The following is a 26,260-nucleotide window of genomic DNA, read 5'->3' on the forward strand; positions in this document are numbered from 1 at the left end:
GACGCTCACCGCCGCAGGGATCCGAGGAGGAGCACCCGATGACGCACACCACCACCACCCGACCGCTCGCGATCGCGATGGTCTCCGAGCACGCCAGCCCGCTGGCGACGCTCGGCGGCGTCGATGCGGGCGGCCAGAACGTGCACGTCGCCGCCCTCGCCGACGCGCTCGCCCGCCGCGGTCACCGCGTGACCGTCTACACCCGGCGCGACGACCCCTCCCTCCCCCCGGCGCGTCCCCTTCACCTCAGGGGTCGAGGTCGTGCACATCGACGCCGGGCCGGCCGCCAAGGTGTCCAAGGACGAGCTGCTCCCCTTCATGGGCGACTTCGCCGTCGACCTCGCGAACGACTGGCTCGACTCGCGCCCGGATCTCGTGCACAGCCACTTCTGGATGTCCGGGGTCGCCGCGCTCGACGCGTCCGAGCGCGTGGAGCGCGCGACGGGCCGCCGCGTGCCCGTCTTCCACACCTTCCACGCACTCGGAGTCGTCAAGCGCCGCCAGCAGGGCGCGCAGGACACGAGCCCCGAGGAGCGCGCCTGGCTGGAGCCGAGGGTTGGCCAGAAGGCGGACGGCATCGTGGCGACCTGCTCCGACGAGGCCTTCGAGCTCAAGGGGCTCGGCGTGCCGACGAGCAGCATCTCGGTCGTGCCGTGCGGAGTGGACCTGGAGCGCTTCTCCCCCGACGGCCCCGTCGCCGAGAAGACCCGCCCGATCCGGCTCATGAGCATCGGGCGGCTCGTGCCCCGCAAGGGCATGGGCCACGCGATCGAGGCGCTCGCGCGTCTGGTGCAGGACGGCCACGACGCGGAGCTCGTCATCGTCGGCGGCTCCGGCTCGGGCGACGCCCTCGCGGCCGATCCCGAGTACCAGCGCCTGCACGGCGTGGCGGAGGGCCTCGGAGTCGCCGACCGCGTCCACCTCGTGGGGCAGCTGTCGCAGACCGAGATGCCGGCGATGCTCCGCTCGGCCGACATCGTCGTCTGCGCGCCGTGGTACGAGCCGTTCGGCATCGTGCCGCTGGAGGCGATGGCGTGCGGCCGACCGGTCGTGGCGTCCTCCGTCGGCGGGCTCATCGACACGGTCGTCGAGGACGTGACCGGGGTGCACGTGCCGCCGCGCGATCCGGCCGCCCTGGCCGCCGCCCTCGCCGCTCTGATCGCCGACCCCGAGCGCGCCCGCGCGTACGGCGCCGCCGGCCGCGAGCGCGTCGAGTCGCGCTACTCCTGGGACCGCGTCGCCGCGGACACCGAGCGCGCCTACCGCACCACTCTCGCCGGACTCGGCGACGGGGAGGCCGTCCTGACCGGCGCCCCCCGCACCTCCCACTCCTCGAAGACCCGGAAGGCGGCCCCCCGACGATGAGCATCGACACCGTGCTGGACACCCCGACGGACGCCGCCCGGCGGATCGTCGACGACCACATCGCCCGCTCGCTCGACGTCGTCGCGCAGCTGGAGCGGCACTCCGACCAGATCGTCGCCTGGGGCGTCGAGCTCGCCGACCGCCTGCACTCGGGCGCGCGGCTGCTCGCGGCCGGCAACGGCGGCTCGGCGGCCGAGGCCCAGCATCTGACGGCCGAGCTGGTCGGCCGCTTCGACGGCGACCGGATCCCCTTCTCGGCGATCTCGCTGCACGCCGAGACCTCGAGCCTGACAGCGATCGGGAACGACTACGGATTCGACCACGTCTTCGCGCGCCAGGTCACGGCCCACGCGCGCAGCGGCGACGTCGTCGTGCTGCTCTCGACCAGCGGACGCAGCGCCAACCTGCTCCACGCGGCCGAGGCCGCCCGCGCGGCGGGCGCCCGCACCTGGGCGCTGACCGGCGACGGGCCCAACCCGCTGACCGACGCGTGCGACGAGGCGATCGCGCTCGAGGGACACGGCGCGAACGTGCAGGAGGCGCAGCTCGTGCTCGTGCACGCGCTCTGCCGGGCCTTCGAGCACCGCATCCGCGTCCGCACGGGAGCCTCCGCGTGAGCGCGCGCCTGCGGATCGCCGTCGTCGGCGACGTGATGCTCGACGTCGACCTCTCGGGGCCGGCCGAGCGGCTGAGCCCCGACGCGCCGGTGCCCGTCGTCGACGTCTCGACGCGCGGCGTGCGCGCCGGCGGTGCCGGACTCGTGGCGCGGATGCTCGCCCGCGACGGGCACGACGTCACCCTCGTGACGGCCCTGGCCGACGACTCCGACGCCGACGTGGCCGAGCTGCGCGGGGCCCTCGACGGGATCCGCCTGGTCGCGGGCCCGTCCGGAGCGCCGACGCCCGTCAAGACCCGCGTGGCCGCTTCCGGCCAGGCCGTCGTGCGGTTCGACCGCGGCTGCGAGCGCCCGCCGGTCCCCACCGTCACCGACGGCATGCTCGAGGCGCTCCAGGGCGCGGACGCCGTCGTCGTCGCCGACTACGGCCGCCGCCTGACCGAGGACAAGTCGCTCCGCGCGGCTCTCGACGCACTCGCGGTCCCCCTGGTGTGGGATCCGCACCCGCGCGGCACCGCTCCCGTCGCGGGCACGACGCTCGCGACTCCGAACCTCGCCGAGGCGACCGGGTTCTCGGGCGCGAGCGGACGCGGCGTCACCCTCGCCGAGACGGCCGCCACCACCCTGCTCGAGCGCTGGGGCTGCGGCGCCGTCGCGGTGACCATGGGCGGCAGCGGGGCTCTGGTGCGCTCGCGCGGCGCCGGTGTGCCCGTGGTGGTCCCGGCCGCCTCCGTGCCGCCGACCGATCCGTGCGGAGCGGGCGACCGCTTCGCCGCGTCGGCCGCCGTGGCCCTCGCGGGCGGAGCGACGCCCTCCCAGGCCGTGAGCGACGCCGTCGCGGACGCGGGCGCCTACCTCCTCGCGGGAGGCGTCGCCTCGCTCGCCGCTCCGACCGACACCGCCGTGCTGCACAGCGCCGGAGTCGACGCGCTGCGCGTCGCCGAGGCCGTCCGCGGCGCCGGCGGCACGGTCGTCGCGACCGGCGGCTGCTTCGACCTGCTGCACGCGGGCCACGCCCGCACGCTCTCGGCCGCACGGGCGCTGGGCGACTGCTTGATCGTCTGCCTCAACTCGGACGACTCGGTCCGCCGCCTCAAGGGGGCGTCGCGCCCGATCATCCCCGAGGACGACCGGGTCGACCTGCTGCTCGCACCTCGAGTGCGTCGACGCGGTGCTCGTCTTCGGCGAGGACACCCCCGACGAGGCGCTGCGCCGCATCCGCCCCGACGTCTGGGTGAAGGGCGGCGACTACTCCGCCGAGTCCCTGCCCGAGACCGCGACCGTCGCCGAGTGGGGCGGGCGCGTGCTCACCGTGCCGTACCACCCGGGCCGATCGACCACCCACCTCGCCGCGGCACTCGCCCGCGTCGGCTGACCTCACCACTCCCGCCCCGCGACGGCGAGCCCTCCGCGACCCGTCGCACCGTCACCCAGAAGGACATCATGAGTCTCACCCCCACCCCCATCGGCCGCGTCCTGATCACCGGAGGCGCCTCGGGCCTCGGCGCCGCCGTCGCGGCCGCCGTCACCGCCGCGGGCGGCACCCCGATCGTGCTCGACCGCGACGTCTCGACCGTGACGGAGGGCGTCGCCGCCTACCAGGTGGACGTCGCGAAGACCCGCGAGGCCGAGAAGGCCGTCGTCGAGATCGCCCGCGAGCACGGCGGACTCGACGCCGTCGTCACCGCCGCCGGCATCGACCGGTGCGGCCGCCTCGTCGACGTCGACCCGGAGGAGTGGGAGCGCGTCATCTCGGTCAACCTCCTCGGCACCGCCGCGGTGGTCCGGGCGGCGCTGCCGTTCCTCACCGAGACGCACGGCCGCGTCGTCACCGTCGCCTCGTCGCTCGCGATCAAGGCCGTCTCGGACGCGACCGCGTACTGCGCGTCGAAGTTCGGCGTCCTCGGCTTCACCCGCGCCCTCGCCGCCGAGACCAAGGGCGAGATCGGCGTCACGACGCTCATCCCGTCCGGCATGAAGACGCGCTTCTTCGACGACCGCGACGCGCAGTACAAGCCGGGCCCCGACGCCCTGCTCAACGAGCCCGAGAACGTGGCGAACGCCGTCATGTTCGTCCTCGGTCAGCCGCAGGGCTGCGAGGTGCGCGAGCTCGTCATCACGCACGAGGAGGAGCCGTCCTGGCCGTGAGCCTTCTGATCCCCTAGGGGGTCACCGCGAGATGCCACTCCGGTCCGCGACACGCCGTCGCGGGCGTCCCGGAGTGGCATCTCGCGTCTCACCGGGTGGCGGCGAGGACCTCGCGCACGTCCTCCAGCACGGCCTCGATCCGCACGTCCGAGACGAAGGACGGGTCGTGCTCGCAGCGCGGAGCCGTCCAGCCGACCTGGGTGCTGTCGCGACCGCAGACGGGGCAGGCCGTCGTCCAGCTCAGCTGCACGCGGTGGCGCTGGCGACCCAGCGGTGCCGCGTTGATGGCGTTGCCCACCCAGAAGACGCCGACGGTGGGAGCGCCGACCGCCGCCGCGAGGTGGCGCGGCCCGCTGTCGTTGCCCAGCACCAGATCGGCGAGCGAGAGCAGCGGAGCGAGGTCGCGCAGCTCCACGCGCCCGGCCCACGACTCGGCACCGGGGGCGGCTGCGACGATCGCGTCGGCCGCGGGCACATCGGAGTCGTCTCCGACGACGAGCACGCGCGCTCCGTCCTCGAGCAGGGCCCGGGCCACCGCGGCGAACGACTCGGAGGGCCAGCGGCGGCGCGGATCCGTCGCCCCCGGGTGGATCAGCACGAGCGGGCCGTCTCCGCCCAGGGTCGCGGCGAGCCGGTCGCGCCGCTCGACGTCGACGTGGAGCTCGGGCTCGAGCCGCACGGCCCCGGCGCCCGCGAGGCCGACGACCTCGAGTGCGCGCAGCATCTCGTGCTGGTAGTAGACGTAGGGGATCGTGCGCTCCAGCTCGGCGGCGTCGGGCGTGCGGCAGCCGACGGTGTGCCGGGCGCCGAGCCGCGAGAGGAACGGGTTGGAGTAGCGACCGCCGCCGTGCAGCTGCACGGCGAGGTCGAAGGAGCGCGCGCGCATCCGGGCGGTGAAGTCCTCGACGACCCGCGGATCCTCGCCCTCGCCGTCCCGGACGCCCTGGGCGACGGGGAGGACCTCGACGTCCGCCACGGGCGACACTCCGCCCTCGAGCAGGACCTTGTGCGCGGGGGTGCCGAGCAGGGTGATCGAGGCGTCGGGGTAGGCGGCGGCCAGCGCATCCACGGCGGGCAGCGCGAACAGCAGGTCGCCGAGACCGCCGCCGCGCAGCACGGCGATCCTCTCGACTCCGTCGAAACGCTCTCGGAGGGGGGCGATGGCGACCACGGGGTGTTCCTCTCGGTGCTGCGGAACCGGCGGGCCGGATCCGGGGAAGGTGCACTCCTCCCCTTCCCCGTCCGGCCCGGTCCGAAACCTCCGCGATCAGGAACGGCGTCGGATGCTCAGCGGCGCGAGCCCGAGCGTCCGGCGAAGCGGGTGTAGACCAGCAGGACGATGATCGCCCCGATGATCGAGCCGATGATGCCGGCCGGCTGGAGGAAGCCGTCGCCCGCGTCCTGACCGAAGATCAGGAACCCGAGGAACCCGCCGACGAACGAGCCGACGATGCCGAGCACGATGGTCATCAGGATGCTGATGTTCTGGCGTCCGGGGACGACCAGTCGCGCCAGCGCTCCGGCGATGAGACCGACGACGATGATGCTGATGATGAGACCGATCACGATGGTCACCTTCCGTTCTGCGGACCGGGTCCGCGTGGGAGCCCTGCAGTCGCGGGGCCTGAGGCAACAGTCCCACCCGCAGGGCTCTACCGGTACACCCCTGGGGGTGTGGTCTCCGCTCAGCACCGTGCGGTAGCGTCCGAGCCATGTCCCGGACCGCGCCCCTCACCGTCGCGCTCGTCGACGACTACGACGTGGTCCTCACCGGCCTCGCCCACATGTTCGACCACTACCGGCACCGCGTGCTCGTCGCCGAGATCGACGCGAACGCGACCCTGTCCGACTCCATCGACATCGTGCTGTACGACTCGTTCGCGCAGCCGGAGTCGGACCACGACGAGATCGCCGGCCTGGTGCGCAACCCGCGAGCCCGCCACGTCGTCGTCTACACCTGGAACTTCGCTCCGACGCTCGTCGCCGACGCGCTCGAGCAGGGTGTGCACGGCTACCTCTCGAAGACCCTGCCCGCGCGCGATCTCGTGACCGCTCTCGAGCGGGTCGCGGCCGGTGAGGTGGTCGTCAGCGATCCTCCGCAGCGGGCCGGAGCGGCGCCCGGACTCGACTGGCCGGGACGGCACGAGGGCATCACCGACCGCGAGTCCGAGATCCTGGCGCTCATCACCCAGGGCAAGAGCAACGCCGACGTCGCCGCGCTCACCTACCTCAGCCCCAACACGGTGAAGTCCTACATCCGCAGCGTCTACGGCAAGATCGGGGCGACCAGCCGCACGCAGGCCGTGCTCTGGGGAGTCGACCACGGGTTCACGCCGGACCACCACCGCATCGACCACTGGCTCGGCGGACCCTGAGCACCGGCTCGGGGTTGCCGAGCTCTCAGCGCCCCCGTCGCAGCGTCTCGAGCGGGTACTCGCCGAACCGCTGCGCGTAGGCACCGGCGAAGCGCCCCGCGTTCAGGAATCCCCACCGCGCCGCCACCGCGGAGATGGTCGTGCGGGACGGCTCCGCTCGGAGCAGCTCGTCGCGCGCGCGGTCGAGCCGCACGTCGCGGAGGTAGCCCAGCGGGGTGAGCCCGAAGTGCCGTCGGAACGCGAGCTGCAGCGCCCGCGGGGTGAGCGCCGCCGCGGTGGCGATGTCGGCGAGCGAGATCGGCGACGAGGCGAAGGCGTGGACGAACTCGGCGGCACGCAGGAGGTGCGCGTTCCGCGGTCGGAGGATCTCGGTCGGCATGCGCACCGGCCGGTGCGGGAACGCGGCGAGGAGGCGCAGCGCCACGCCCCGATCGGCCTCGGCCAGCTGCAGGACGGTGGCCGTGCCGCCGAGCAGACCCGAGAGGTCGTTCACCGCGCTCCACCACTCGCCGACCGCCGCGGGGTGGGGCACCGCGTGGTGGTCGAAGACGAGCGGGGCCACGTCGGTCCCCGTCGACTCCGCGGCGAGCTCCTCGAGGAACTCCGCGTCCACGTGGACGAGCCGCTGGTCGTACTCGCCGAAGTCGAACTCGAACGGGCGCCCGGTGGGGAACACGGCGGGGCGGGCGCGCTGCAGCGGAGTCTCGTCCCGGCCGACGTCCATCACTCCGCGGCCCGCGTGCAGCCACGAGACGACGTACTCGCCCTCCGGAGCGATCTCGCCGCGGACCGAGCCGCGGAACTCCGAGGTCCGGATGCTCACCCGCTCGTCGCCCAGCGCCGTGTAGCGGAAGAAGAAGGAGTCGGGCAGCGGCTCCGCCCGGAACCGCGAACCGCGGTAGGCGTCCGTGTAGAAGGAGATCGCGTCGTCGACCCGACGACTCGCGCGCTCGAAGCCGGACGTCGCCGGCACGGCTGCACTCATCCGGTCAGTCTGCCACCCGGATGCCGACCGCTCGACAGCAGAATCCCGTGACTCCTGGCCCGCGACTCCTGGCTCCTGCCGCGATTAGTTCGTATACTAATGGTTATGGCACGAAGGAAGAACGAGGACCGTCGCGAGCGGACGCCGAACCCGATGAACCCGTTCGACGGCAAGCCGGGGCTTTACAACCGGATCAACCGCGCGATCTACTCCTTCACCGGGCCCGCCCACGTCGGCATCGGCCGTCCGGAGGAGCCCTACGTCGCCCCCGCGGACCCGGTCTGCCCGCTCTGCGGCCGCCCGATGGCGCTGCACGAGATCGACCGCTCGGGCGAGCGCACGCAGCTGCACTGCCCGCGCGCCTGACGGTCCGGGCTGCCCCGCCCTTCTCCTTCTTCTGGCTGCTCCTCCCCTTCTTCGCTTCCGCTCCTCCTCCAGAAGTTGCGGTGAGCGCGCGCCGATACCGCGACTTCTGGAGGAGCGCGCTCACCCCTCGGCCAGCCGCCGCCGGTTCACCTTCCCCGCGTCGCTGCGCACCGGCTCCCGCTGCAGCCGCAGGGCCCGCGGCGTCCGTGCGCGCCCCAGCCGCTCCCGCGCGAACGCGAGCAGCTCCTCCGCCCCCACGTCCGCCTGGGCGATGTCCACCACCGCCTCCACCGCCTGCCCCAGGTCCTCGTCCGGCACGCCGAACGCGACGGCGCCGCGCACGTCCGGGTGCTCCTCCAGCACCCGCTCGATCTCGGCCGGGTGGATGCTCACCCCGCCGCGGAGCACCAGGTCGTCGGCACGGTCGAGCACGGTCAGCCAGCCGTCGGCGTCGAGCGATCCGAGGTCGCCGAGCGTGTCCCAGCCGTCGTCGCTCCGCCGCGACTCCCCGCCGAGGTAGCGGTACGCCGGATCCGCGCCGCGCCGCATCCAGATCGCACCCGGCCGCCCCACCGGCACCGGCGCACCGTGCGCATCGAGGATGCGCACCTCCGTTCCGCCGATCGGCCGGCCGACGCTGCCGGGCCGCTCGAGCCACTCGTCACCGCGGATCATCGTCAACCCGTTCGACTCGCTGCCCGCGTACACCTCGACCACCGTCCGGTCGCCCAGCCAGTCGATCAGCCCGCGCTTGTCCGCCGGCGGGCAGGGCGAGCCCAGGTGCAGCACCGTCTCGAGCGAGGACACGTCGGCGTCGCGGTGCCCCGGCCACCGCAGCAGCCGGTGGATCGTCGTGGGCACCAGCAGCGCCCAGGTGACCCGGTGCTCCTGGATCGCGGCGAGCACCCTGCGCTCGTCGAAGCGCGGCAGGATCACGAGCCGCTGACCCGTCAGCAGCCCGCGGAAGGCGTAGGTGAACGTCGCGGAGTGGCTGAGCGGCCCCGTGACCAGCTGCACCCCCTCCCGGGGCAGGAACGCGGCGACCGGCTGCGTGGGGTCCATGACGGCGGGTGCGGTGGCGAGCACGATCTTGGGGCGGCCGGTGCTGCCGGAGGAGGCGGGCGCCTTCCACGAGGACGCGGCGGCGTCCGGCAGCGGCGCATCGGGCAGCGCCGGGTCCGCGCGGTACCCGGCCGGCACCGACGGCACTCCGTCGAGCGCGAAGCCGACGGTCAGCGCCGGGCGCGCGAGCTCGGCGATCTCCGCCCGCTCGCGCGGCGAGAGGTCCCGCGACAGGGGCAGCGGAGTCGCGCCCGCCTTCCAGACCGCCGCGCAGACCACGACGAACTCGGCCGTGTTCGGGAGCGAGACGGCCACGAGCGAGTCGTGCGCCACTCCCCGCGCGAGGTAGGACCGGGCGAGCCGTGTGCTCTCGGCCTCGAGCTCGCCCGCGGTGAGGGTGCGGTCGTCCGCGATCACCACGATCCGCTCCGGCTCCGCGTCGGCGAGCGCCGTCAGGCAGCGCGAGAAGGAGCGGCGCATCAGAGGTCCAGGTGCCGGCGGTAGAGGTCCTCGTGCCGAGCGGCGACATCGCGCCAGTCGTGGGAGAACGCCAGCGCCCGACCGTCGCGCGGTGCCGACCCGTCGAGCGCCGCGGCGAGTGCGGCCCGGATCCCCTCGACGTCCGCCCCGTAAGCCACCGCGTCCCCGAACACCTCGCGCAGGACCGGCAGATCGCGGGCGACGACCGGCACCCCTGCGGCAAGTGCCTCCATCGCCGCGAGGCCGAAGCCCTCCTTGGTCGAGACGAAGCCGAGCACCGACGCACCGGCGACGAGCGGCGCGACGTGCTCCTCCGCCAGCGTGCCCAGCACGACGGGTGCGACCCCGAGCTCGCGGGCCCGCCGCTCGAACTCCTCGCGGTAGGGCCGGTAGTCGAAGAGCGTCTCTCCCCCGCCGAACACGAGCGCCGTGCCCGGAGCCAGGCCGGCGTGCGCCTCGAGCAGGTCGATGCTGCCCTTGCGCGGCTCGATGCCGCCGAGGGCGAGCATGTACGGGCCGAGCCGGGCGCGCCACGCCAGCGCCGCGTCGCTCCCGGACGCCGCCGCGAACCGCGCCGCGTCCACTCCGTTCGGGATCACCTCCGCCCGCCGCCCCCACCCCAGAGCCACGTCGTCGGCGACCGCCTGCGAGACGCAGAGCAGCGCCGACGGTCCGATCAGGGCGCGCTCGTGGCACGCGACGAGCGCCGGAGTCGTGAACTCGTCGAGGTGGTGCACGGTGCGCAGCAGTCCGCCCGGCCCCGCGAAGTGCGCGTCGAGCGCCGCGTTCGCCGAGATGCAGTCCTGCGCGTGCACCACGTCGGCCTGCCCGCCCAGCGCCGCGGCCATCGCGGCGAGGGAGCGGACGATGCGGTCGCCGACGCTCTCGTCGTCGCGGGCCGCGAACGGCACGACCCGCACCCGCACCGCCGGATCGACGGGTCGGAAGAAGGCCTCGTCGCCGCCGCGCCCGAGCGTCCACACCGTCATCTCGTGACCCCGGCCGGCGAGCGCCTCGGCCAGGGCGAGGGTGTGCACCACTCCGCCGCGCGGCCGGGTGGAGTAGGTCAGCAGCGCGATCCGCACGGGCGGGCTCCCTCTAGTCGAGTCCCGGCGCGAGGCGCACGGCCGGGTGGTAGCTGTGCTCCGCGCGGTCGCGGAGGTGGTCCATGCTGCGGCGGGCGCGCGCCACCGCGGCCGACACATCGTCGGACGCGCTCGCGAGCCCGCCCTTGGCCCAGGTCTTCGCGACGATCTCCCCCGCCGGATCGACGACCTTGGCCTGGCCGAGGAAGCGCAGCCCGCCCAGCACCCCGGTCTGGTTCGAGGACACGAGGTACACCTGGTTCTCGGCCGCCCGCGCGCAGTCGTAGAGGTCGAACAGGTGCGCCTGGCGGTCGTTGCGGATGCGGTCGGAGCGGTCGGTGACGCTCGCGGGCCAGGCGCTCAGGCAGCAGAGGATCTCGGCGCCATCCAGTGCCAGCGAGCGCGCCGACTCCGGGAACGTCTTGTCGAAGTCGATCATCATGCCGATCCTCCCGACCGGGCTGTCGAACGAGCCGAAACGATCTCCGGCCGCGTAGACCTCCGACTCCCCCAGCGGCAGATGGACCTTGCGGTGCGTGCCGACGACGACTCCGCCCTGCACGCAGACGGCCGTGTTGTAGCGGCGCACCTCGCCGCGCTCGAGCGCCCGCTCGGCGATGCCGAAGCACACCGTCGTGTCGCCCGCCATCCGAGCGACGGCGGCCACCTCGGGCCCGTCCACCTCGACGGCCTGCGGCAGGTCGTCCGGTCCCGGGTGGTGCAGGTCGAGCAGGTAGCCGCCGAGCGTCGCGTCGGGCAGCACGAGCAGGTCGACCCCCTCTCGCGGGCGCCGCCGATGATCCCGGGCAGCTTCACGAGCGTGCGCTCGAGATCGCGGCCGAAGTGCGCCGCCACCGCGGCCATCGTGATCGTCGTCATGGTCCCCACTCCCGCCTCCCGGCCCCGCGCTCGCGGCCGGTCGGCGTCACCGTACCGCGGCGCCCGCGAACCGGGGCGACGGAGCGTCCGCACGCAGCAGCCCGACGAGGTGCTCCGCATCCCGCGCGACGGCCTCGAACCGGCCGGAGCCCCAGGTGTGCAGCCACGGCAGGCCGAGGAAGTACAGGCCGGGGACGGCCGTGGCTCCGCGTCGGTGCGTCGGGTGGCCCGAGCCGTCGAAGGCCCCGACCTGCACCCAGGAGTAGTCGGAGCGGAAGCCGACCGCCCAGATCACGCTCGTGATCCCGGCCGCGGCGAGATCGACCTCCTCGATCTCGCGCTCCGGGCGCCAGACGGGCGAGTACCGCGCCTCCGCAGGGGCCTGCACTCCCGAGCGCTCGATGTACGCGTCGATGTCGTTCTTGATCGACTCCGCCACCGAGTCCGCGTAGTCCAGCGACGCCTCCGCCGTCGGGGCGAAGCGCAGCACACCGCCGTCGACCTTCTGCAGCCGGCCGTAGAGCCGCATGCCGTCGCGGGCGAAGGCGCGCAGATCGATGTCGCGCCCGCCGTCGCGCCCCGTGACGTAGTGGTTCGTCGACTCCCGCTTCGAGAGCCCGCCGACCTGCGCGTGCACGGGCACGTCGTAGACGCCCATGTCCGAGAGCCAGGCGACGCAGTCGCGCCCGCGGTAGAAGCGGGCGACCCGCGGAGCCGTGCCCAGCGCCAGGTGCACCTCGCGGCCCTCGAGGAAGAGGTCCTCCGCGATCTGCGCGCCGGACTGACCCGATCCGACGACGAGCACGCCGCCGTCCGGGAGGTCCGCGGCCGAGCGGTAGTCGGCCGAGTGCAGCTGCACGACGGAGTCGGGGAGGCGCTGCGCCACGGCCGGCAGCACGGGCCGGTGGTAGCCGCCCGTCGCCACGACGACGCGGTCGGCGGTGATCGTCCCGCGCGAGGTGACGACCTCGAACCCGCCGCCCTCCTGCTCGCGCATCCGCAGCACCTCGGTGCCCTCGGCGACCGGCGCGTCGAAGGACTCGGCGTAGCGGCGGACCCACGCGTGCACCTCGTCGCGCGTCATGAAGCCGTCGGGGTCGTCGCCGTCGTACGGGTACCCGGGCAGCCGGCACTGCCAGTTCGGGGTGACCAGGGTGAAGTTCCGCCAGCGCCGGTCGAGCCAGTCGTGCGCGATCGTGTCGCGCTCGATCACGAGGTGGTCCACTCCGTCGTCGGTGAGGAGGCGGCTGATCGAGAGACCGGCCTGGCCCGCTCCGATCACCGCGACCTCGACGTGCCGGCCGTTCTCGAGCGCGGTCACGACGGCACCGCCGGCGGATCCATGGCCAGCACGCGGACGTGCCCGCCGTCGAAGCGGGCGGCCGCGGCGACGATGTCCGCCTCCTGCTGCATCGCGGAGGTGCAGGCGAAGCCGAACTTCGCTCGCACGCGGTCGCTCGCGATGCGCAGCGCCTCGCTCGAGCGGCCGACGAACTCCTGGAGCGGGTAGCTCTCGCCCGCGGCGAGGAAGTCGTGCATCACCAGGCTCGGCGAGTAGCAGCGCTCCTCGACACCGTCGGGCCAGCGGACGGAGAAGGTCATCTCAGGCATGGACGAGCCCTCCGCTCCAGACCCGGTCGATGTCGTACGCGTCGGGGCGGCGGTCACGCAGGTGGAACATGCCTCCGCGCATCGCCTCGAACGTGCCCTGCACGTCGATCTCGGCCACCGCCATCCCGGAGCCCAGCAGCGTCGTCGCGAGGATGTTGCCGCCCGGATCGACGATCTTCGCGTTGCCGACGTAGCGCAGCGATCCGAAGGTGCCCGACTGGTTCGACGCCATCCAGAACACCTGGTTGTCGAGAGCCCGGGCGATGTCGAACTGGTTGAACCGGTAGGTCCAGCGGTCCTCCTGCAGGTTCTCGGCGGTCGCGGTGCGCGCGGCGGGCCAGGCCGAGAGCGAGGCGATGATCTCGGCGCCGTCCAGCGCCATCGAGCGCGCCGCCTCCGGGAAGGCCTTGTCGTAGCAGATCTGCAGTCCCACCCGGCCGACCGGGGTGTCGTGCACGGCATAGCCCGGCCCCGGCGAGTACGACAGGTGCTCGCCCAGCGGCTGGTGCACCTTGCGGTAGCTGCCGTAGATCTGCCCGCCGTCCAGCAGCGCCGCCGCGTTGTAGCGGGTCTCGCCGTCCTCGTCGAGCTCGCAGAAGCCGATCGCGACGAGGAGGTCGCCCGCGATCTCACGCACGCGGCGCAGCTCCGGCCCGTCCAGCGAGATCGCCGGCGGCATCGACCGCGTGGTGGTGCGGATCGTGTCGCCGTGGTTGCCGAGCGAGGAGAGGTAGCCGCCGATCGCGGCCTCGGGCAGTGCGAGGAACTCGACCCGCTTCTCCCTCGCCTCCTCCACGAGCGCCTGGATGAGCGCGTAGTTCTGGTCGAGGTCGCGGGTGAAGTTGGCCGCGACGGATCCCACGATCGTCATGGCGAGCGCCTAGAGGTTGTAGGTGGAGTTGATGATGGCGCCCTTGCGGGCGTAGTGGATGAGGGCGTCCTGCACGTCGAGCGGGTGGCACGGGATCGTGCCCTCGATCAGGTCCTCCTCGCGGAGTCCGTGCAGCGCCATGCCGAAGCGGCAGACGAAGACGCGGTTGCCCTCCTCGATGAAGGTCTTCAGCGCGTTGTTGATGTTCTGCTCGCCGGGGAAGCCGGAGTCGCCGACCGTCGGGAAGCCGCGGGTCGCCATGGCGTTGATGGTGCCCGGGCCGTAGAAGTAGACCGCCGACTCGAAGCCCTTCCGTGCCGCGCGGGTCGCCTGCAGGATCGCGACGAAGCTGACGGAGGACTCGTGCGCGATGCCGTGCACGAGGGTGAAGTACGACTGGCCGGGCTCGGCCTGGTAGTCGGGGAACACCTTCGTCGAGCCGTAGAGGTTGCTGCCGTTCGGGAGCGACGGGTGCGCGATCTCGGAGCGGGACTTCTCGATGTTGGCGGTGATCTGGTCTTCGATGTCGGACACGGGAACCTCCGGGGTTCGTCGAGGGACTGCGCCGAGAGGCGCAGGTGCGAGGGAAGGACGACTGCGCCTCAGCGCGGTGCGATGGTGGAGTGGTGCAGTGACAGGAGAGCCGGTGATGCGGTCGTGCTGTGATGCGGGTGATGCCGTGTCGCTCGGGGCGGATCGGGACGAGCGGAGCGACGGGGCCGGGTCGTCGAGGACGCCTCCGGGTACCGATCAGTCAAGGCCGCCCCTGTTTCCGTGTGGTTTCGAGCGGAAGAAGCCTGCGTTACACGACAGCCGTCGCGGATGTAACAGGATCGCGTTCCGGATGTCATCGATCGGAAACACCCGGCGCCTTGGATGGGTGCTCACGGCGACGGACGTCCGCGCCGCGCACCGCTCGACTCGATCGCACCGAGGAGCCCCATGACCGACCTGCAGATGCCCCGCCTGCGCACCGCCACCGCCACCGTCCCGGATGCCGACACCGACTTCGGCGGCGGCTGCGGCTCCGCCCCGAGCGCCCTGCGTACCCGCGTCGACATCGCTCTGCAGGGCATCCGCGTCGACGCCCCCGTGCACCGGGAGGCGGGAGCCGGGCCCAGCGACGACGGACACGTCGTGATCGGCGGCCTCGGTGCCGCGATCCCCGTGAATCCGCGCAGCCCCTACTCCGTCACGAACGGCCGGCTGCTGCTCGACGGCGCCGATCTGGGCCTGGACGTCGAGCCCGTGAAGCGCCCCCGGTTCTACGACCTCGAGACGGCCGACGGAGTCTCCTACGAGAAGATCGCGCGGCTGCACGGCCGCAACATCCTGGCCACCACCGTCGTGCAGACCTGCATGCGCTACGACGAGGCCGAGCGCTGCCGGTTCTGCGCCATCGAGGCGTCCCTGGCGAACGACTCCACCATCGCGGTGAAGACGCCGTCGCAGCTGGCCGAGGTCGCCGAGGCGGCCGCCCGGCTCGACGGCATCCGCCAGATGGTGATGACGACCGGCACCTCCAAGGGCCGCGACCGCGGCGCCCGGCACCTCGCCCGCTGCGTCCGCGCCGTGCTCGAGGCGGTGCCGGGCCTCCCGATCCAGGTGCAGTGCGAGCCGCCCGAGGATCTCGCCGCGCTGCAGGAGCTCAAGGACGCCGGCGCCCTCTCGATCGGCATCCACATCGAGTCGATGGACGACGACATCCGCCGCCGCTGGACCCCCGGCAAGGCCCGCGTCTCGACCGAGAAGTACAAGGAGGCGTGGGCGGAGGCCGTGCGGATCTTCGGCCGCAACCAGGTCTCGACCTACCTCCTCGTCGGCCTCGGCGAGGATCCGGACCAGCTCGTCGCGAGCGCCGGCGAGCTGATCGAGATGGGCGTGTACCCGTTCGTCGTCCCGTTCCGCCCTCTGAAGGGCACGCTCGCGACGGAGGTGGACCACGTCCTCCCGCCCGCCGGCTCGCTCCTCGAGACGGTCAGCGAGCAGGTGGCCGCGCTGCTGATCGCGGCGGGCATGCTCTCCTCGGGCCAGAAGGCGGGCTGCGCCGCCTGCGGCGCGTGCGGCGTGCTGAAGACCGCCGGCGCCTGATGGAGCTGTCGATCCTCGAGGGCGTGCGGAGGATCGCTCCGGCCGCGCCGCTCTCGATCACCGTCGCCGACGCGGCCGGGCTTCTCGCCTACCGTGCCCTGCGCCGAGCGGTGTTCGTCGAGGAGCAGCAGCTGTTCGACTCCGACGACGGCGACGCCCTCGACGACGACCCGCGCACGGTGGTGCTCGTCGCCCGGCTCGGCGGCGAGGTCGTCGGCGGAGTGCGCCTGGCACCCGCCCTCGAGCAGGACCTCGGCTGGTGGACCGGCAGCCGCCTGGTCGTGCGGCGCGACGCCCGCGGTGCGGCCGGCCTGGGCGCGGCCCTCGTGCGCGCCGCGTGCGCGGAGGCGGAGTCGCGGGGCGTGATCCGCTTCGAGGCGACCGTGCAGCGGCAGAACGAGGTGCTCTTCCGCCGCCTCGGCTGGAACCGCCTCGGCACCGCCGACGTCGCGAGCCTGCCGCACGTGCGGATGCGCTGGCCGATCGACCGCTTCGACCGCCTGGCCCGCGCGGCCAAGGCCTCTCTCGGCCCGCTGCTCGAGGCCTTCGCCGGACAGCTCGGCGGCCCCGGCTTCCGCGGGGACGACGGCGCCCCCGTCCCCGGCTCGGACCTCGTCGCCGTCTGCGACGCGATCGTCCCCTCGATGGTCGAGCGGGATCCGGAGTGGGCGGGCTGGTGCTCCGTGCTCGTGAACGTCAACGACCTCACCGCCATGGGCGCGGACCCCGTCGGCCTGCTCGACGCGGTCGGCGCCCGCGATACCGACTCCGCCGCCCGGATCCTGCGCGGCCTCCGCGACGCCGCCGCGGCCTGGGGCGTGCCGCTGCTCGGCGGCCACACCCAGCTCGGCGTGCCCGCCGCGCTGAGTGTGACCGGGCTCGGCCGCACCGCGCGTCCCGTCCCAGGCTCCGCGCCGCTGGGCCACGAGCTGAGCCTGACGGCCGATCTGAGCGGCTCGTGGCGTCCCGGGTACGCGGGAGCCCAGTGGGACTCGACCTCGGGGCGCTCCCCGAGGTCCTCCGCTCCCTCGCGGCGAGTGTCGGCGCCTGCGCTCCCGACGGCGCGAAGGACGTGAGCATGGCGGGCCTCGTCGGCACCGTCGGCATGCTCGCCGAGGCGTCCGGCGGCGGTGCCGAGATCGACGTCGCCGCGGTCCCCCGCCCCGCTGCGGCCGGGGTCGCCGACTGGTTCTCCTGCTTCCCCGGCTTCGCGATGCTCACCGCCGATCGGCCGGGGCAGGGGCGGATGCGCTCGCCGCACGCCGAGACCGCTCCGATCGGCCGACTCGTCGCCGGCGAGGGCGTCGTGCTGCGCTGGCCCGACGGCGAGACCACCGGCGCGATCGCCGCCGCGGTGACGCGCCTCGGCGCCGCCTGAGCACGTCCGGTCGCGGCCCTCGCGTATCGTCGGCTGCGAGCGGTCGTGCGATCGCGGGTGGGGCCCCTCGATGTCGATGAACCGCGTGCCGAGATCGGTACTCCTGCTGGCGGGCCTCGCGCTCGCGCTGACGGCCTGCACCGAGCCGGCGCCCGCGCCGACCGCGTCGGCCGCCGCCGCGCCGACGAGCACTCCGACCGCCTCGTCCGGGAGCACCCCGCGATCGGCCGTCGAGCCCCTCGGCGAGCGCCTCCCGCTGACCGGAGCACTCACCGGTCTCTCGGCCGACGCCGCCGGGCAGGTCTCGATCGACCGCCGGGAGGACGGCACCGTCTGGGTCACCCTGACGGGCGTCACCGTCGCTCCGGCGTACGACCCCTTCCTCCTCCTCAGCGAGAGGAGCTTCGCCGTCGACGCCCCGCGCCCGCCCGACCTCCTGGGCACGGTCCTCGGACCGCTCACCGCGGAGTCGGAGCAGTCGTTCCCGGTGCCGGACGACGCCCTCGCGTCCCCCGTCCGGAGCCTCGTCGTGCTCGGCACCGGCGACCCCGGCACGAGCCGCCTCGCGGCCGTCACCTTCTGACGCCTCCCCTCCTCCAGAAGTTGCGGTGAGCGCGAGCCCCTCCCGCAACTTCTGCGGAACCGCCCTCGCCGGCCCACCCGAACCTCCCCTCCTCCCTCCCTCAGCGCTCTCCTCCAGAAGTTGCGGTGACCGCCAGCCCTTCCCGCGACTTCTGCGCAACCGCGCCGCACCACCCCCCTCCCGCGCAACACCGTCCGGCAATCCCGCGTGCCGTGTCTAGCTGCCCACCCCCTGGGTACCGGACGTGGGCAGACGCGCCCGCCGCCTCCGGCGAGCCTTGGAACGAGAGGTGACCGTGACCATCGACACCGCGACCCCCGCCGACTCCGCCACCGCGGACGACGCCCCCCGCAGCACCCCCACCACCAACACCGCGACCGCCGCCGTCGCCCGCGCCCGCGCCGCGTTCCCCGGCTGGGCCGCCACCCCGCCCGCCGAGCGCGGCGCCCTCCTGCGCGCCGCCGCCCACCGCGTCGCCGCGCGCGAAGAGGAGCTCGCCGCCCTCAACACCGACGAGACCGGCAAGCCCGCCGGCGACGCCCTGGGCGGTGTCCGCGCCGGAGTCGACACGCTCCTCCAGTACGCCGAGCTCGGCCCCCTGCACCGCGGCAAGTCGCTCCGCGGCGGCGCCCTCACCGTCGACCTCGCCCTCCCGCACCCGCGCGGAGTCGTCCTCGCGCTCACCCCGTGGAACGACCCCGTCGCCGTCGCCGCCGGCATGCTCGGCGCCGCGATCGTCTCGGGCGACGTCGTCGTGCACAAGCCCAGCGAGCGCAGCCCCGGCACGGGCGCGCTCTTCACGCGGATCCTCGCCGAGGCCCTCCCCGAGGGCGTCCTCACGCTCGTCGAGGGCGACGGCGCGGTCGGCGACGCCCTGGCCCGCACCGAGGGCGTCGCCGTCCTCGCCCACGTCGGATCCACGGCCACGGGCCGTGCGCTGGCCCGCGTCGCCGCCGTCACCGGCGCGCACGTAATCCTCGAGAACGGCGGCAACGACGCGCTCGTCGTCGACGCCGACGTCGACCCGGTCTGGGCTGCAGAGCAGGCCGCCCTCGGCGCCTTCGCCAACGCCGGCCAGATCTGCACGTCCGTCGAGCGGATCTACGTGCACCGGGCCGTCGCCGAGGCGTTCACCACCGCGCTCGTCACCGAGGCCGAGCGCTGGAGCGCGGGCCCCTCCCCCGCCTGGTCGACGCCCGCATGCGCGACGCCGTGCACGAGCACGTGACCGAGGCGCTCGAGTCCGGCGCCCGCGCCCTCACCGGCGGCGCGCCCGGCGACGGCACCTTCTACCCCGCCACGGTCCTCGCCGACTGCACCGACGAGATGCTCGTGATGACCGAGGAGACCTTCGGCCCGGTCGCTCCGATCGTCGTCGTCGACGACTTCGACGAGGCGCTCCTCCGCGCCGCCGCGAGCCCCTACGGCCTGGCCGCCACCGTGCTCACCGCCGACATGGAGCACGCGCACCGCGCCGCGGCGGCACTGCCGGTCGGCACCGTCAAGATCAACGCCGTCTTCGGAGGCGCCCCGGGCGGCAGCGCCCAGCCGCGCGGCACCAGCGGCTCCGGCTTCGGCTACGGCCCCGAGCTGCTGGACGAGATGACCACCACCACGGTCGTCCACTTCGGCCTCCCCGTCCTCCCCGGCGGCGCGCGATGAGCCTCGAGGGCTCCGCGCTCCAGCGGGCGAGCGCGCTGGTCGCGCACGTGCGCGAGCACCCGCCGATCGTCGCCGTCGTCGGCGACCTCATTCTCGACTCCTGGTGGCTGGGCGACGCCGAGCGAGTGACGCGCGAGGCCCCGGCCCCGGTCCTCCGCCTCGACGACGTGGTCGACGTCGCGGGCGGCGCGGCCAACACCGCGGCGAACCTGGCCGCGCTGGGCGCCGAGGTCCGCACGGTCGGAGTCGCGGGCCGCGATCCCGAGGGCGACCGCCTCATCGCGTCGCTCGAGCGCGCGGGCCTGGACACCGGGTCGATCCTCCGCACCACCGCCGCCACCACGATCAAGACCCGCGTGGTCGGCGGCGACAGCGTCATGCTGCGCGTCGACTCCGGGCCGCACCGCCCGTCGGAGGACGAGATCGGGCAGCTCGCCGAGCTGGCCGTGCGAGCGGCCGAGGGCGCCGACGCCGTGCTCGTCTGCGACTACGGCTCCGGCATTCTCCGTACAGCCGTCGAGCGCGTGCTCGCCGGGCACCGCCCGGACCTGCTGGTGATCGACGCGCACGAGCTCGCCGACTGGGCCTTCGCCCGCCCCGACCTCGTCACGCCCAACGCCAAGGAGGCCGAGGCCCTCCTCGGCTCGACCCTCGGCCGCGGCGCGGCACGAGCGTCCGCCGTCCGCGACGCCGCCGACCAGCTCCACGAGCGCTCCGGCGCCCGCCACGTCGTGGTCACCCTCGATCGCGAGGGTAGCCTCGCCCTCGACGAGGACGGCACGGTCAGCCGCACCTTCGCGCAGCCCGCGGAGGAGAAGCAGGCGTCCGGAGCCGGCGACACGTTCGCCGCCACCGCCACGCTCGCCCTGGCGGCGGGCCGCTCCCTCGCCACCGCCGTCGACCTCGCCCAGGCGGCGGCCGACGTCGTCGTCCAGCGCCCCGGCACCTCCGTCTGCTCCGCCGACGACCTCCTCGCCTCCCTCGCCGCCCCCGGCGCCGTGGTCCTCGGCGAGGACCGCCTCGTCGAGGTCCTCGCGGAGGAGTCGCGCCGCGGCCGCCGCATCGTCTTCACCAACGGCTGCTTCGATGTCCTGCACCGCGGGCACACCGCCTATCTCCGCCAGGCGCGCGAGCTCGGCGACGTGCTGGTGGTCGCCGTGAACGACGACGACTCCGTCCGCCGGCTGAAGGGCGAGGGCCGGCCGATCAATCCCGAGGGCGACCGCGCCGGAGTGATCGCCGAGCTGGGCTGCGTCGACTACGTCACGCTCTTCAGCGGCGACACCCCCATCCCGCTGCTCGAGCGCGTGCAGCCGCACGTGTACGTGAAGGGCGGCGACTACAACCCCGACATGCTCCAGGAGGCGGTGGTCGTCCGCTCCTACGGCGGCACCGTCACCACCGTCGGCTACGTGTCCGAGCACTCCACCACCGAGATGGTGCAGCGCATCCGATCGGCGGCACCGCGGTGATCAGCCGGCGCTGGTCGGGCCACTGGGGACGGCCCACCCTGCCCGAGGCCCCGCTGATCGACGTGCTCGTGCCGACCGTCGGGCGCCGCGCCGAGCTGGCCGCGACCCTCGCCGGTCTCGCCGCGCAGGACGATCCCCCGTTCCGCGTGATGATCAGCGATCAGTCCGACGACGCGGTCGCCGAGAACGATCCGACCGTGCTCGCGATGCTCCGCGTGCTCGAGGCGCAGGGCCGGGCGCCGTTCGTCAGCCGTCACGTCCCGCGCCGCGGTCTCGCCGAGCAGCGCCACTACCTGCTCTCCCTCTCGAGCGCCCCGGCCGTCCTGTTCCTGGACGATGACGTGTGGCTCGAGCCGGGCACGCTGCTCCGCCTGCACGAGGCCCTCGAGCGCCTCGGCTGCGGCTTCGTCGGCTCCGCCGTGCAGGGACTGTCGTACCTCGAGGACGAGCGCCCGCACGAGCAGGCGGCCTTCCAGCCGTGGGACGACGGCGTGCAGCCCGAGCGCGTGCGCCGCGGCACGCCCGAGTTCGACCGCTGGCCCCTGCACAACGCGGCGAACCTGACGCACCTCGCCGCCCGCCTCGACGTGGCCGAGGGCGACTGGCGCGCCTACCGCGTCGCGTGGCTCGGCGCCTGCGTCCTCTACCGCCGCGACGCCCTGGTGGCCAGCGGCGGCTTCGACTTCTGGGAGCAGCTGCCCCCGGAGCACAGCGGCGAGGACGTCGCCGCGCAGTGGCGCGTCATGGAGCGGTTCGGCGGCGCGGGGCTCATCCCCAGCGGCGCCGTCCACCTCGAGACGCCCACGACGGTCACCGACCGGCGCGTCGACGCCTTCGACCGGCTCTTCGCCGAAGAGCACACCCTGTAACACCTGCACGGCGACGAAAGGACAGCACGATGGATGCACCCAACCCGATCCAGATCCAGAAGTACCTCTCCGGAATCGACTACCCCGCCTCGAAGGACACGATCGTCGAGACCGCAGAGAAGGAGAACGCTCCCAGCGACGTCCTCGACGCCCTGCGCGCCATCCCGGAGGGCGACTACGACGCGCCCACCGCGGTGAGCTCGGCCGTCTCGAACGTCTGACCCAGCACGCGAGAGGCCCTCGCGCCCGCCGTCCGGCGGTGGGCGAGGGGCCTCTCCCCGTTCCCCGAGCGCCTAGACGGTCGCGTCCTCGCGCTCCCGCAGCACTCCCGACTCCAGGGCCTGGAACGACAGCACCTTGTAGCCCTCGGACTCGAAGAAGATCGTCGCCCGGTCCGACTCGACGCTCATGACCGTGCCGGTACCCCACTCGCGGTGCTCGACCGACTCGTCGACCGAGAGCGGAGCGTCGGCCGGCGCCGTCGAGGCCGCCTCCTGCTGCGCCTCGTGCCGCTCGCAGCCGTCGCAGTTGCCGCACCACTCCGGGCCCTCGACGCCGAAGTAGTCCAGCAGCACGCGGCGCCGGCACTGCTGCGTCTCGGCGTAGGCGCGCATCATCGACAGTCGCGACTCCGCGATCCGCTCGCGGGAGGCCACGGCGTCGGCCACCGCCTGCACGGCGTCGTCGGCGCTCGCCTCGCGGGTGGGGCGGACGCCCTTCCCGGTCTCGATCAGATCGGCGTCGGCGAGATCGTTGACGAGTCGGGAGAGGGTCCGCGCCGGCTTCCCGAGCTCCTCCGCCAGCTCCGCGATCGTGCGGCCGGGCTCCGCGGTGACCGCGGCCCAGATCACCCGCAGGGCTGCCTTGTCGACCGAGCGCTTCGCGAAGAAGCGGCGCAGCCCCAGGTCCTCGGCGCGGTAGTGCAGCGCGCCGGTCGCGGGCTCGCTGTCGCGGCCGGCCCGTCCGATCTCCTGGTAGTAGGCGTCGAGCGACTCCGTGGTCGTCGCGTGCAGCACGAAGCGCACGTCGGCCCGGTCGATCCCCATCCCGAACGCGGAGGTGGCGACCACGACGTCGAGCTCGCCCGCGCGCCAGCGCTCGTGCACCTCGCGTCGCTCCGACACCTTGAGCCCCGCGTGGTACGCCGCGACCGTGCGGCCCTCCGCGCCGATCTCCGCGGCGTACGTCTCGGTCTCCTTGCGCGTGGCGACGTAGACGAGCCCCGGAGCCGTCCAGCTCCGCGCCTCGTCGACCACGGCCGCGCGCTTCTCGTTCTCGCTCTCGTGGCGGTGCACCACCAGCGGATCTCGGGCCGGTCCACGCCGTGGACCTGCACCTCGGGGTCCGTCATGCGCAGGCGCTCGATGATCTCGGCCCGCACGGGGCCGGACGCCGTCGCGGTCATCGCGAGCACCGGAGGGTCGCCCAGCTCGCCGCGCACGTCGGCGAGACGGAGGTAGTCGGGCCGGAAGTCGTGACCCCAGCTCGAGACGCAGTGGGCTTCGTCGACGACCAGGAGCGAGACACCGGCCTTCGCGAGCCGCGCCACGTTCTCGGCCTTCGCGAGCTGCTCCGGCGCGAGGAGCACGTAGAGCGGACCGCCCTCGTCGATGCGCTCCCAGGCCCGGGCGACCGCCGCGGCGCCGAGGGAGGAGTTCACCGCGACGGCGGGAGGCGCCGCGGGTGCCGCCTCGATCGACGCGAGCTGATCGGCCTGCAGGGCGACCAGCGGAGAGACCACGAGGACGACTCCGCCGCGCTCGGCTCCCGCGATCTGGTACACCGCCGACTTGCCGCCGCCGGTCGCCAGGACCAGCAGGGTGTCGCGTCCGGACGCCGCCGATTCGATCGCCTCGCGCTGCCCCGGCAGGAGCGACGTCCAGCCGAAGTCCTCTCGGGCGATGCGTGCGACGGGGTCGTTCCGAGACGGGTTCATGCCTTCGACGCTACGTCGAACACCCCTTCGACGGACTCCGCTTGACAGCTCGGGGGAGCTCGGTGAAGCGCTCCCACTCGTGCCGACCCGCGACGCGCCGGACGCTCCTGCGGCCCGTTTGTCAACGTCCTGCGGCGCCGTCCGCCCCGTGCTGGGCTGGAGCTCCACCGACGAGAGGAGCAGCCATGGCGAACGAGGACCTCCCCGAGCAGACCACCGGAGCCGGCGCGACGGCGGGCGCCGACCCGACCGCCGCCGACGGCGCGCAGACCACTCTCCCCGGCGAGGACGCGACGGACGCCTCGATGGCGGGAGCCGCTCCGGGCGGCACCGCGATCGACCGCGGCACCTCCGATCAGGTCACCGACCTCGACAGCGGAGGCGATTCCGTCGCCGACGACGACGAGCTGCCCGACGAGACCACCGGCCCGACGATCGCTGACTGACCCTCCCTGACACGCGGAAGGGCCTCCCACCCGCAGGTGGAAGGCCCTTCCCGTCCGTCGCGCTGTCAGTGGCGGACGATCACCGGGTTGAACAGCGTCCCGATCCCCTCGATGTCGATCGCCACCGTGTCCCCGTTCGCGATCGGCCCGATCCCGGCGGGAGTACCGGTGAGGATGATGTCCCCCGGCAGCAGGGTGAACACCCGCGACACGTAGGCCACGATCTCGGGCACCCCGTGGATCATGTCCCCGGTATTCCCGGACTGCACGCGGCGCCCGTTCACGCGCGTCTCCAGGGCCGCCTCGTTCCAGACGAACTCGGTCTCGATGACCGGCCCGATCGGGCAGAACGTGTCGTAGCCCTTCGCCCGCGTCCACTGGCCGTCGCTCTTCTGCAGATCGCGCGCCGTGACGTCGTTGGCGATCGTGTAGCCGAAGACGACGTCCTCGTAGTCCTCCGCGCGCACGTTGCGCGCGACGGCGCCGATCACGATCGCGAGCTCGCCCTCGTAGTCCACCTGCCGGCTGTCCGCGGGCAGGACGATCGCCTCGTCCGGTCCGATCACCGAGGTGTTGGGCTTGAGGAACATCAGCGGCTCGGCCGGGGCCTCCCCGCCCATCTCCGCCGCGTGGTCCGAGTAGTTCTTGCCGATGCCGACGACCTTCGAGCGCGGGATCACCGGGGCGAGGAGCTTCGCCTCCGAGATCGGGATGCGCTCCCCCGTCGTGTCGAACCCGGCGAACATCGGGTCCCCGGCGAGCACGACGAGGTCGTCCTCGTCGACGATCCCGAAGTGGATCGCTCCCCCGTTGTCCCCCGAGCGCTGCGTGGCGAATCGTGCGATCTTCATGCGTCCAACCTCGTCATCCATCCGTGCCGGTCCTCGCGGCGTCCGTACTGGATGCCGGTCAGCTCCTCCCGCAGCGACATCGTGAGCTCGCCGGCGGGCGCGTCCGCGTGCCCGACCGAGAAGCCCTCGCCCTTGAGCTCGGCGATCGGAGTGATGACCGCGGCGGTCCCGCACGCGAACACCTCCACCACATCGCCCGACGCCACTCCGTCGCGCCACTCGTCGATGCTCACGCGGCGCCGCTCGACGCGGTGGCCGCGGTCCTCGGCGAGCTGCAGCACGCTGTCGCGCGTGATGCCCTCGAGGATCGAGTCCGACTCCGGAGTGACGAGCGTGCCGTCCTTCTTGACCAGCACCACGTTCATGCCGCCGAGCTCCTCGATGTACTGCGACTCCTGCGAGTCGAGGAACAGCACCTGCGCGCAGCCGTGCTCGTACGCCTCCTGCTGCGGGAGGAGCGACGAGGCGTAGTTGCCGCCGGTCTTGGCGGCGCCGGTGCCGCCCTTGCCCGCGCGGGCGTAGGAGGTCGACAGCCAGATCGACACCGGAGCGACGCCGCCCGAGAAGTAGGCGCCGGCGGGGCTCGCGATCACGTAGTAGCCGACCTTCTCGGCCGCGCGCACCCCCAGGAACGCCTCCTTCGCGAACATGAAGGGCCGCAGGTACAGGCTCGTCTCGGGCTCCGAGGGCACCCAGTCGCCGTCGACCGCGATCAGCCGGCGGAGAGACTCGAGGAAGTGCCCGGTCGGCAGCTCGGGCAGGGCGAGGCGGCGGGCCGAGCGCTGCAGTCGCGCGGCATTGGCCTCAGGGCGGAACGTCCAGATGGAGCCGTCCGCGTGGCGGTAGGCCTTCATCCCCTCGAAGATCTCCTGCGCGTAGTGCAGGACCGCCGCGGCGGGGTCGAGCGCGATCGGCCCGTAGGGCTGCACGCGCGGCCGGTGCCAGCCGCCGGCGCGCGACCAGCAGATGTCGACCATGTGGTCGGTGAAGAAGACGCCGAAGCCGGGGTCGGCCAGGATCCGGTCGCGCTCCTCGGCCGAGCGCGGCTCGGGGTTCGGGGTCACCTGGAAGGCGAGGTCCTGCGGAGCGAGCGGGAGGGGGATGGTCATCAGGGGTTCTCTCTACGAAG

General features: G+C 73.6%; 28 protein-coding genes and 3 pseudogenes. 16 read left to right on the forward strand and 15 right to left on the reverse strand.

The window, feature by feature from the left end; genetic code table 11:
• Window positions 1-5: 5 nt before the first annotated feature.
• Complete coding sequence (locus tag AC0CID_RS06275) at window positions 6-185, reverse strand: hypothetical protein (RefSeq protein ID WP_465228143.1); 180 nt, start codon at window positions 183-185, stop codon at window positions 6-8.
• Between AC0CID_RS06275 and AC0CID_RS06280 the strand changes: the two are divergent.
• The 4 genes and pseudogenes from AC0CID_RS06280 (at window position 102) to AC0CID_RS06295 (ending at window position 4,129) form a co-directional block, all read left to right on the forward strand.
• Window positions 102-1,365 (forward strand): annotated as a pseudogene (locus tag AC0CID_RS06280) (glycosyltransferase). The gene AC0CID_RS06275 and the pseudogene AC0CID_RS06280 overlap by 84 nt on opposite strands.
• A complete protein-coding gene (locus tag AC0CID_RS06285) occupies window positions 1,362-1,982 on the forward strand; it encodes a D-sedoheptulose-7-phosphate isomerase (protein WP_465228059.1) in 621 nt (206 codons plus the stop codon). Before AC0CID_RS06280 ends, AC0CID_RS06285 begins: the two are co-directional and overlap by 4 nt.
• 8 nt (window positions 1,983-1,990) lie before the next feature.
• A pseudogene (locus AC0CID_RS06290) lies at window positions 1,991-3,356 on the forward strand (PfkB family carbohydrate kinase).
• 68 nt (window positions 3,357-3,424) lie between these two features.
• Window positions 3,425-4,129, forward strand: a complete 705-nt coding sequence (locus tag AC0CID_RS06295) for an SDR family oxidoreductase (protein WP_465226138.1) — start codon at window positions 3,425-3,427, stop codon at window positions 4,127-4,129.
• A gap of 88 nt (window positions 4,130-4,217) precedes the next feature.
• Here the strand turns inward: AC0CID_RS06295 and AC0CID_RS06300 are convergent, their stop codons facing one another.
• On the reverse strand, window positions 4,218-5,300 hold the full coding sequence (locus AC0CID_RS06300; protein WP_465226139.1) for a glycosyltransferase family 9 protein: 1,083 nt from the start codon (window positions 5,298-5,300) through the stop codon (window positions 4,218-4,220).
• A 116-nt stretch (window positions 5,301-5,416) separates the two neighbouring features.
• Window positions 5,417-5,695 carry a GlsB/YeaQ/YmgE family stress response membrane protein gene (locus tag AC0CID_RS06305; protein WP_207404727.1) on the reverse strand — a complete coding sequence of 93 codons (279 nt, stop codon included), beginning with the start codon at window positions 5,693-5,695 and terminating at the stop codon, window positions 5,417-5,419.
• 146 nt (window positions 5,696-5,841) lie between these two features.
• Here AC0CID_RS06305 and AC0CID_RS06310 point away from each other — a divergent pair, with 146 nt between their 5' ends.
• Complete coding sequence (locus AC0CID_RS06310) at window positions 5,842-6,504, forward strand: response regulator transcription factor (protein ID WP_251947217.1); 663 nt, start codon at window positions 5,842-5,844, stop codon at window positions 6,502-6,504.
• A 25-nt stretch (window positions 6,505-6,529) separates the two neighbouring features.
• Here AC0CID_RS06310 and AC0CID_RS06315 read toward each other — a convergent pair whose 3' ends face one another.
• Window positions 6,530-7,489: a helix-turn-helix transcriptional regulator gene (locus tag AC0CID_RS06315; RefSeq protein ID WP_465226140.1), complete on the reverse strand. Its 960-nt coding sequence runs from the start codon at window positions 7,487-7,489 to the stop codon at window positions 6,530-6,532.
• A 105-nt stretch (window positions 7,490-7,594) separates the two neighbouring features.
• Here AC0CID_RS06315 and AC0CID_RS06320 point away from each other — a divergent pair, with 105 nt between their 5' ends.
• Complete coding sequence (locus AC0CID_RS06320; RefSeq protein WP_465226142.1) at window positions 7,595-7,855, forward strand: hypothetical protein; 261 nt, start codon at window positions 7,595-7,597, stop codon at window positions 7,853-7,855.
• A gap of 120 nt (window positions 7,856-7,975) precedes the next feature.
• On the opposite strand, the gene AC0CID_RS06325 is transcribed toward AC0CID_RS06320, so the two are convergent.
• The 7 genes from AC0CID_RS06325 to AC0CID_RS06355 all read right to left on the reverse strand — a co-directional run bounded on the left by AC0CID_RS06325 (window position 7,976) and on the right by AC0CID_RS06355 (window position 14,377).
• Window positions 7,976-9,397 carry an AMP-binding protein gene (locus AC0CID_RS06325; protein WP_465226143.1) on the reverse strand — a complete coding sequence of 474 codons (1,422 nt, stop codon included), beginning with the start codon at window positions 9,395-9,397 and terminating at the stop codon, window positions 7,976-7,978.
• Window positions 9,397-10,482, reverse strand: coding sequence for an MSMEG_0565 family glycosyltransferase (locus AC0CID_RS06330; RefSeq protein ID WP_465226144.1), 1,086 nt, complete (start codon window positions 10,480-10,482; stop codon window positions 9,397-9,399). Before AC0CID_RS06330 ends, AC0CID_RS06325 begins: the two co-directional genes overlap by 1 nt.
• Before the next feature lie 13 nt (window positions 10,483-10,495).
• Window positions 10,496-11,245, reverse strand: a complete 750-nt coding sequence (locus AC0CID_RS06335; RefSeq protein ID WP_465226145.1) for a carbon-nitrogen hydrolase family protein — start codon at window positions 11,243-11,245, stop codon at window positions 10,496-10,498.
• A 162-nt stretch (window positions 11,246-11,407) separates the two neighbouring features.
• Window positions 11,408-12,682 (reverse strand): MSMEG_0569 family flavin-dependent oxidoreductase, encoded by a 1,275-nt coding sequence (locus AC0CID_RS06340; RefSeq protein WP_465226146.1) that lies wholly within the window; start codon window positions 12,680-12,682, stop codon window positions 11,408-11,410.
• Window positions 12,679-12,972, reverse strand: a complete 294-nt coding sequence (locus AC0CID_RS06345) for an MSMEG_0570 family nitrogen starvation response protein (protein ID WP_465226147.1) — start codon at window positions 12,970-12,972, stop codon at window positions 12,679-12,681. The genes AC0CID_RS06340 and AC0CID_RS06345 overlap by 4 nt, the downstream gene beginning before the upstream one ends.
• Window positions 12,965-13,843, reverse strand: coding sequence for a carbon-nitrogen hydrolase family protein (locus AC0CID_RS06350; protein ID WP_207404713.1), 879 nt, complete (start codon window positions 13,841-13,843; stop codon window positions 12,965-12,967). Before AC0CID_RS06350 ends, AC0CID_RS06345 begins: the two co-directional genes overlap by 8 nt.
• A 9-nt stretch (window positions 13,844-13,852) precedes the next feature.
• The gene (locus AC0CID_RS06355) at window positions 13,853-14,377 is read right to left on the reverse strand and encodes an MSMEG_0572/Sll0783 family nitrogen starvation response protein (protein WP_056867650.1); all 525 of its coding nucleotides are present in this window, start codon (window positions 14,375-14,377) and stop codon (window positions 13,853-13,855) included.
• Window positions 14,378-14,785: 408 nt separating this feature from the next.
• On the opposite strand from AC0CID_RS06355, the gene AC0CID_RS06360 reads away from it, so the two are divergent.
• The 9 genes from AC0CID_RS06360 (at window position 14,786) to AC0CID_RS06400 (ending at window position 22,119) form a co-directional block, all read left to right on the forward strand.
• Window positions 14,786-15,934 (forward strand): MSMEG_0568 family radical SAM protein, encoded by a 1,149-nt coding sequence (locus tag AC0CID_RS06360; RefSeq protein ID WP_465226148.1) that lies wholly within the window; start codon window positions 14,786-14,788, stop codon window positions 15,932-15,934.
• Window positions 15,904-17,010 (forward strand): MSMEG_0567/Sll0786 family nitrogen starvation N-acetyltransferase, encoded by a 1,107-nt coding sequence (locus tag AC0CID_RS06365; RefSeq protein WP_465226149.1) that lies wholly within the window; start codon window positions 15,904-15,906, stop codon window positions 17,008-17,010. Before AC0CID_RS06360 ends, AC0CID_RS06365 begins: the two co-directional genes overlap by 31 nt.
• 2 nt (window positions 17,011-17,012) lie before the next feature.
• Window positions 17,013-17,312: a hypothetical protein gene (locus tag AC0CID_RS06370; protein WP_465226150.1), complete on the forward strand. Its 300-nt coding sequence runs from the start codon at window positions 17,013-17,015 to the stop codon at window positions 17,310-17,312.
• 85 nt (window positions 17,313-17,397) lie between these two features.
• Entirely contained in the window at window positions 17,398-17,895 is a 498-nt protein-coding gene (locus tag AC0CID_RS06375) for a hypothetical protein (protein ID WP_465226151.1), read from the forward strand.
• A gap of 295 nt (window positions 17,896-18,190) precedes the next feature.
• Window positions 18,191-19,123: an aldehyde dehydrogenase family protein gene (locus AC0CID_RS06380; protein WP_465226152.1), complete on the forward strand. Its 933-nt coding sequence runs from the start codon at window positions 18,191-18,193 to the stop codon at window positions 19,121-19,123.
• Entirely contained in the window at window positions 19,096-19,557 is a 462-nt protein-coding gene (locus AC0CID_RS06385; RefSeq protein ID WP_465226153.1) for an aldehyde dehydrogenase family protein, read from the forward strand. The genes AC0CID_RS06380 and AC0CID_RS06385 overlap by 28 nt, the downstream gene beginning before the upstream one ends.
• Window positions 19,554-21,029 (forward strand): D-glycero-beta-D-manno-heptose 1-phosphate adenylyltransferase, encoded by a 1,476-nt coding sequence (rfaE2, locus tag AC0CID_RS06390; RefSeq protein WP_465226154.1) that lies wholly within the window; start codon window positions 19,554-19,556, stop codon window positions 21,027-21,029. The genes AC0CID_RS06385 and rfaE2 overlap by 4 nt, the downstream gene beginning before the upstream one ends.
• Window positions 21,026-21,898, forward strand: a complete 873-nt coding sequence (locus AC0CID_RS06395) for a glycosyltransferase family A protein (RefSeq protein WP_465226155.1) — start codon at window positions 21,026-21,028, stop codon at window positions 21,896-21,898. Before rfaE2 ends, AC0CID_RS06395 begins: the two co-directional genes overlap by 4 nt.
• A gap of 29 nt (window positions 21,899-21,927) precedes the next feature.
• Window positions 21,928-22,119 carry a DUF2795 domain-containing protein gene (locus AC0CID_RS06400; protein WP_055793540.1) on the forward strand — a complete coding sequence of 64 codons (192 nt, stop codon included), beginning with the start codon at window positions 21,928-21,930 and terminating at the stop codon, window positions 22,117-22,119.
• A 72-nt stretch (window positions 22,120-22,191) separates the two neighbouring features.
• On the opposite strand, the gene AC0CID_RS06405 is transcribed toward AC0CID_RS06400, so the two are convergent.
• Both AC0CID_RS06405 and AC0CID_RS06410 read right to left on the reverse strand, forming a co-directional pair.
• Window positions 22,192-23,196, reverse strand: a complete 1,005-nt coding sequence (locus AC0CID_RS06405) for a DUF3553 domain-containing protein (RefSeq protein WP_465226156.1) — start codon at window positions 23,194-23,196, stop codon at window positions 22,192-22,194.
• A 149-nt stretch (window positions 23,197-23,345) separates the two neighbouring features.
• Window positions 23,346-23,834: pseudogene (locus tag AC0CID_RS06410) on the reverse strand (DEAD/DEAH box helicase); the annotation flags it as partial.
• A 185-nt stretch (window positions 23,835-24,019) separates the two neighbouring features.
• Here AC0CID_RS06410 and AC0CID_RS06415 point away from each other — a divergent pair.
• Complete coding sequence (locus tag AC0CID_RS06415) at window positions 24,020-24,280, forward strand: hypothetical protein (protein WP_465226157.1); 261 nt, start codon at window positions 24,020-24,022, stop codon at window positions 24,278-24,280.
• A gap of 65 nt (window positions 24,281-24,345) precedes the next feature.
• Here AC0CID_RS06415 and AC0CID_RS06420 read toward each other — a convergent pair whose 3' ends face one another.
• Both AC0CID_RS06420 and AC0CID_RS06425 read right to left on the reverse strand, forming a co-directional pair.
• Window positions 24,346-25,131 carry a fumarylacetoacetate hydrolase family protein gene (locus tag AC0CID_RS06420; RefSeq protein WP_465226158.1) on the reverse strand — a complete coding sequence of 262 codons (786 nt, stop codon included), beginning with the start codon at window positions 25,129-25,131 and terminating at the stop codon, window positions 24,346-24,348.
• Complete coding sequence (locus AC0CID_RS06425) at window positions 25,128-26,240, reverse strand: branched-chain amino acid aminotransferase (protein WP_465226159.1); 1,113 nt, start codon at window positions 26,238-26,240, stop codon at window positions 25,128-25,130. The genes AC0CID_RS06420 and AC0CID_RS06425 overlap by 4 nt, the downstream gene beginning before the upstream one ends.
• Window positions 26,241-26,260 lie beyond the last annotated feature (20 nt).

This window comes from Rathayibacter sp. AC451 (assembly GCF_979253095.1).

Bases quoted from the DNA above. Each gene is read 5' to 3' on its own strand.
- AC0CID_RS06285 (WP_465228059.1), top strand. From the start codon at position 1,362: ATGAGCATCGACACCGTGCTGGACACCCCGACGGACGCCGCCCGGCGG.
- AC0CID_RS06295 (WP_465226138.1), top strand. From the start codon at position 3,425: ATGAGTCTCACCCCCACCCCCATCGGCCGCGTCCTGATCACCGGAGGC.
- AC0CID_RS06310 (WP_251947217.1), top strand. From the start codon at position 5,842: ATGTCCCGGACCGCGCCCCTCACCGTCGCGCTCGTCGACGACTACGAC.
- AC0CID_RS06315 (WP_465226140.1), bottom strand. From the start codon at position 7,489: ATGAGTGCAGCCGTGCCGGCGACGTCCGGCTTCGAGCGCGCGAGTCGT.
- AC0CID_RS06320 (WP_465226142.1), top strand. From the start codon at position 7,595: ATGGCACGAAGGAAGAACGAGGACCGTCGCGAGCGGACGCCGAACCCG.
- AC0CID_RS06325 (WP_465226143.1), bottom strand. From the start codon at position 9,397: ATGCGCCGCTCCTTCTCGCGCTGCCTGACGGCGCTCGCCGACGCGGAG.
- AC0CID_RS06345 (WP_465226147.1), bottom strand. From the start codon at position 12,972: ATGCCTGAGATGACCTTCTCCGTCCGCTGGCCCGACGGTGTCGAGGAG.
- AC0CID_RS06350 (WP_207404713.1), bottom strand. From the start codon at position 13,843: ATGACGATCGTGGGATCCGTCGCGGCCAACTTCACCCGCGACCTCGAC.
- AC0CID_RS06360 (WP_465226148.1), top strand. From the start codon at position 14,786: ATGACCGACCTGCAGATGCCCCGCCTGCGCACCGCCACCGCCACCGTC.
- AC0CID_RS06370 (WP_465226150.1), top strand. From the start codon at position 17,013: ATGGCGGGCCTCGTCGGCACCGTCGGCATGCTCGCCGAGGCGTCCGGC.
- AC0CID_RS06385 (WP_465226153.1), top strand. From the start codon at position 19,096: ATGCGCGACGCCGTGCACGAGCACGTGACCGAGGCGCTCGAGTCCGGC.
- rfaE2 (WP_465226154.1), top strand. From the start codon at position 19,554: ATGAGCCTCGAGGGCTCCGCGCTCCAGCGGGCGAGCGCGCTGGTCGCG.
- AC0CID_RS06400 (WP_055793540.1), top strand. From the start codon at position 21,928: ATGGATGCACCCAACCCGATCCAGATCCAGAAGTACCTCTCCGGAATC.
- AC0CID_RS06415 (WP_465226157.1), top strand. From the start codon at position 24,020: ATGGCGAACGAGGACCTCCCCGAGCAGACCACCGGAGCCGGCGCGACG.
- AC0CID_RS06420 (WP_465226158.1), bottom strand. From the start codon at position 25,131: ATGAAGATCGCACGATTCGCCACGCAGCGCTCGGGGGACAACGGGGGA.
- AC0CID_RS06425 (WP_465226159.1), bottom strand. From the start codon at position 26,240: ATGACCATCCCCCTCCCGCTCGCTCCGCAGGACCTCGCCTTCCAGGTG.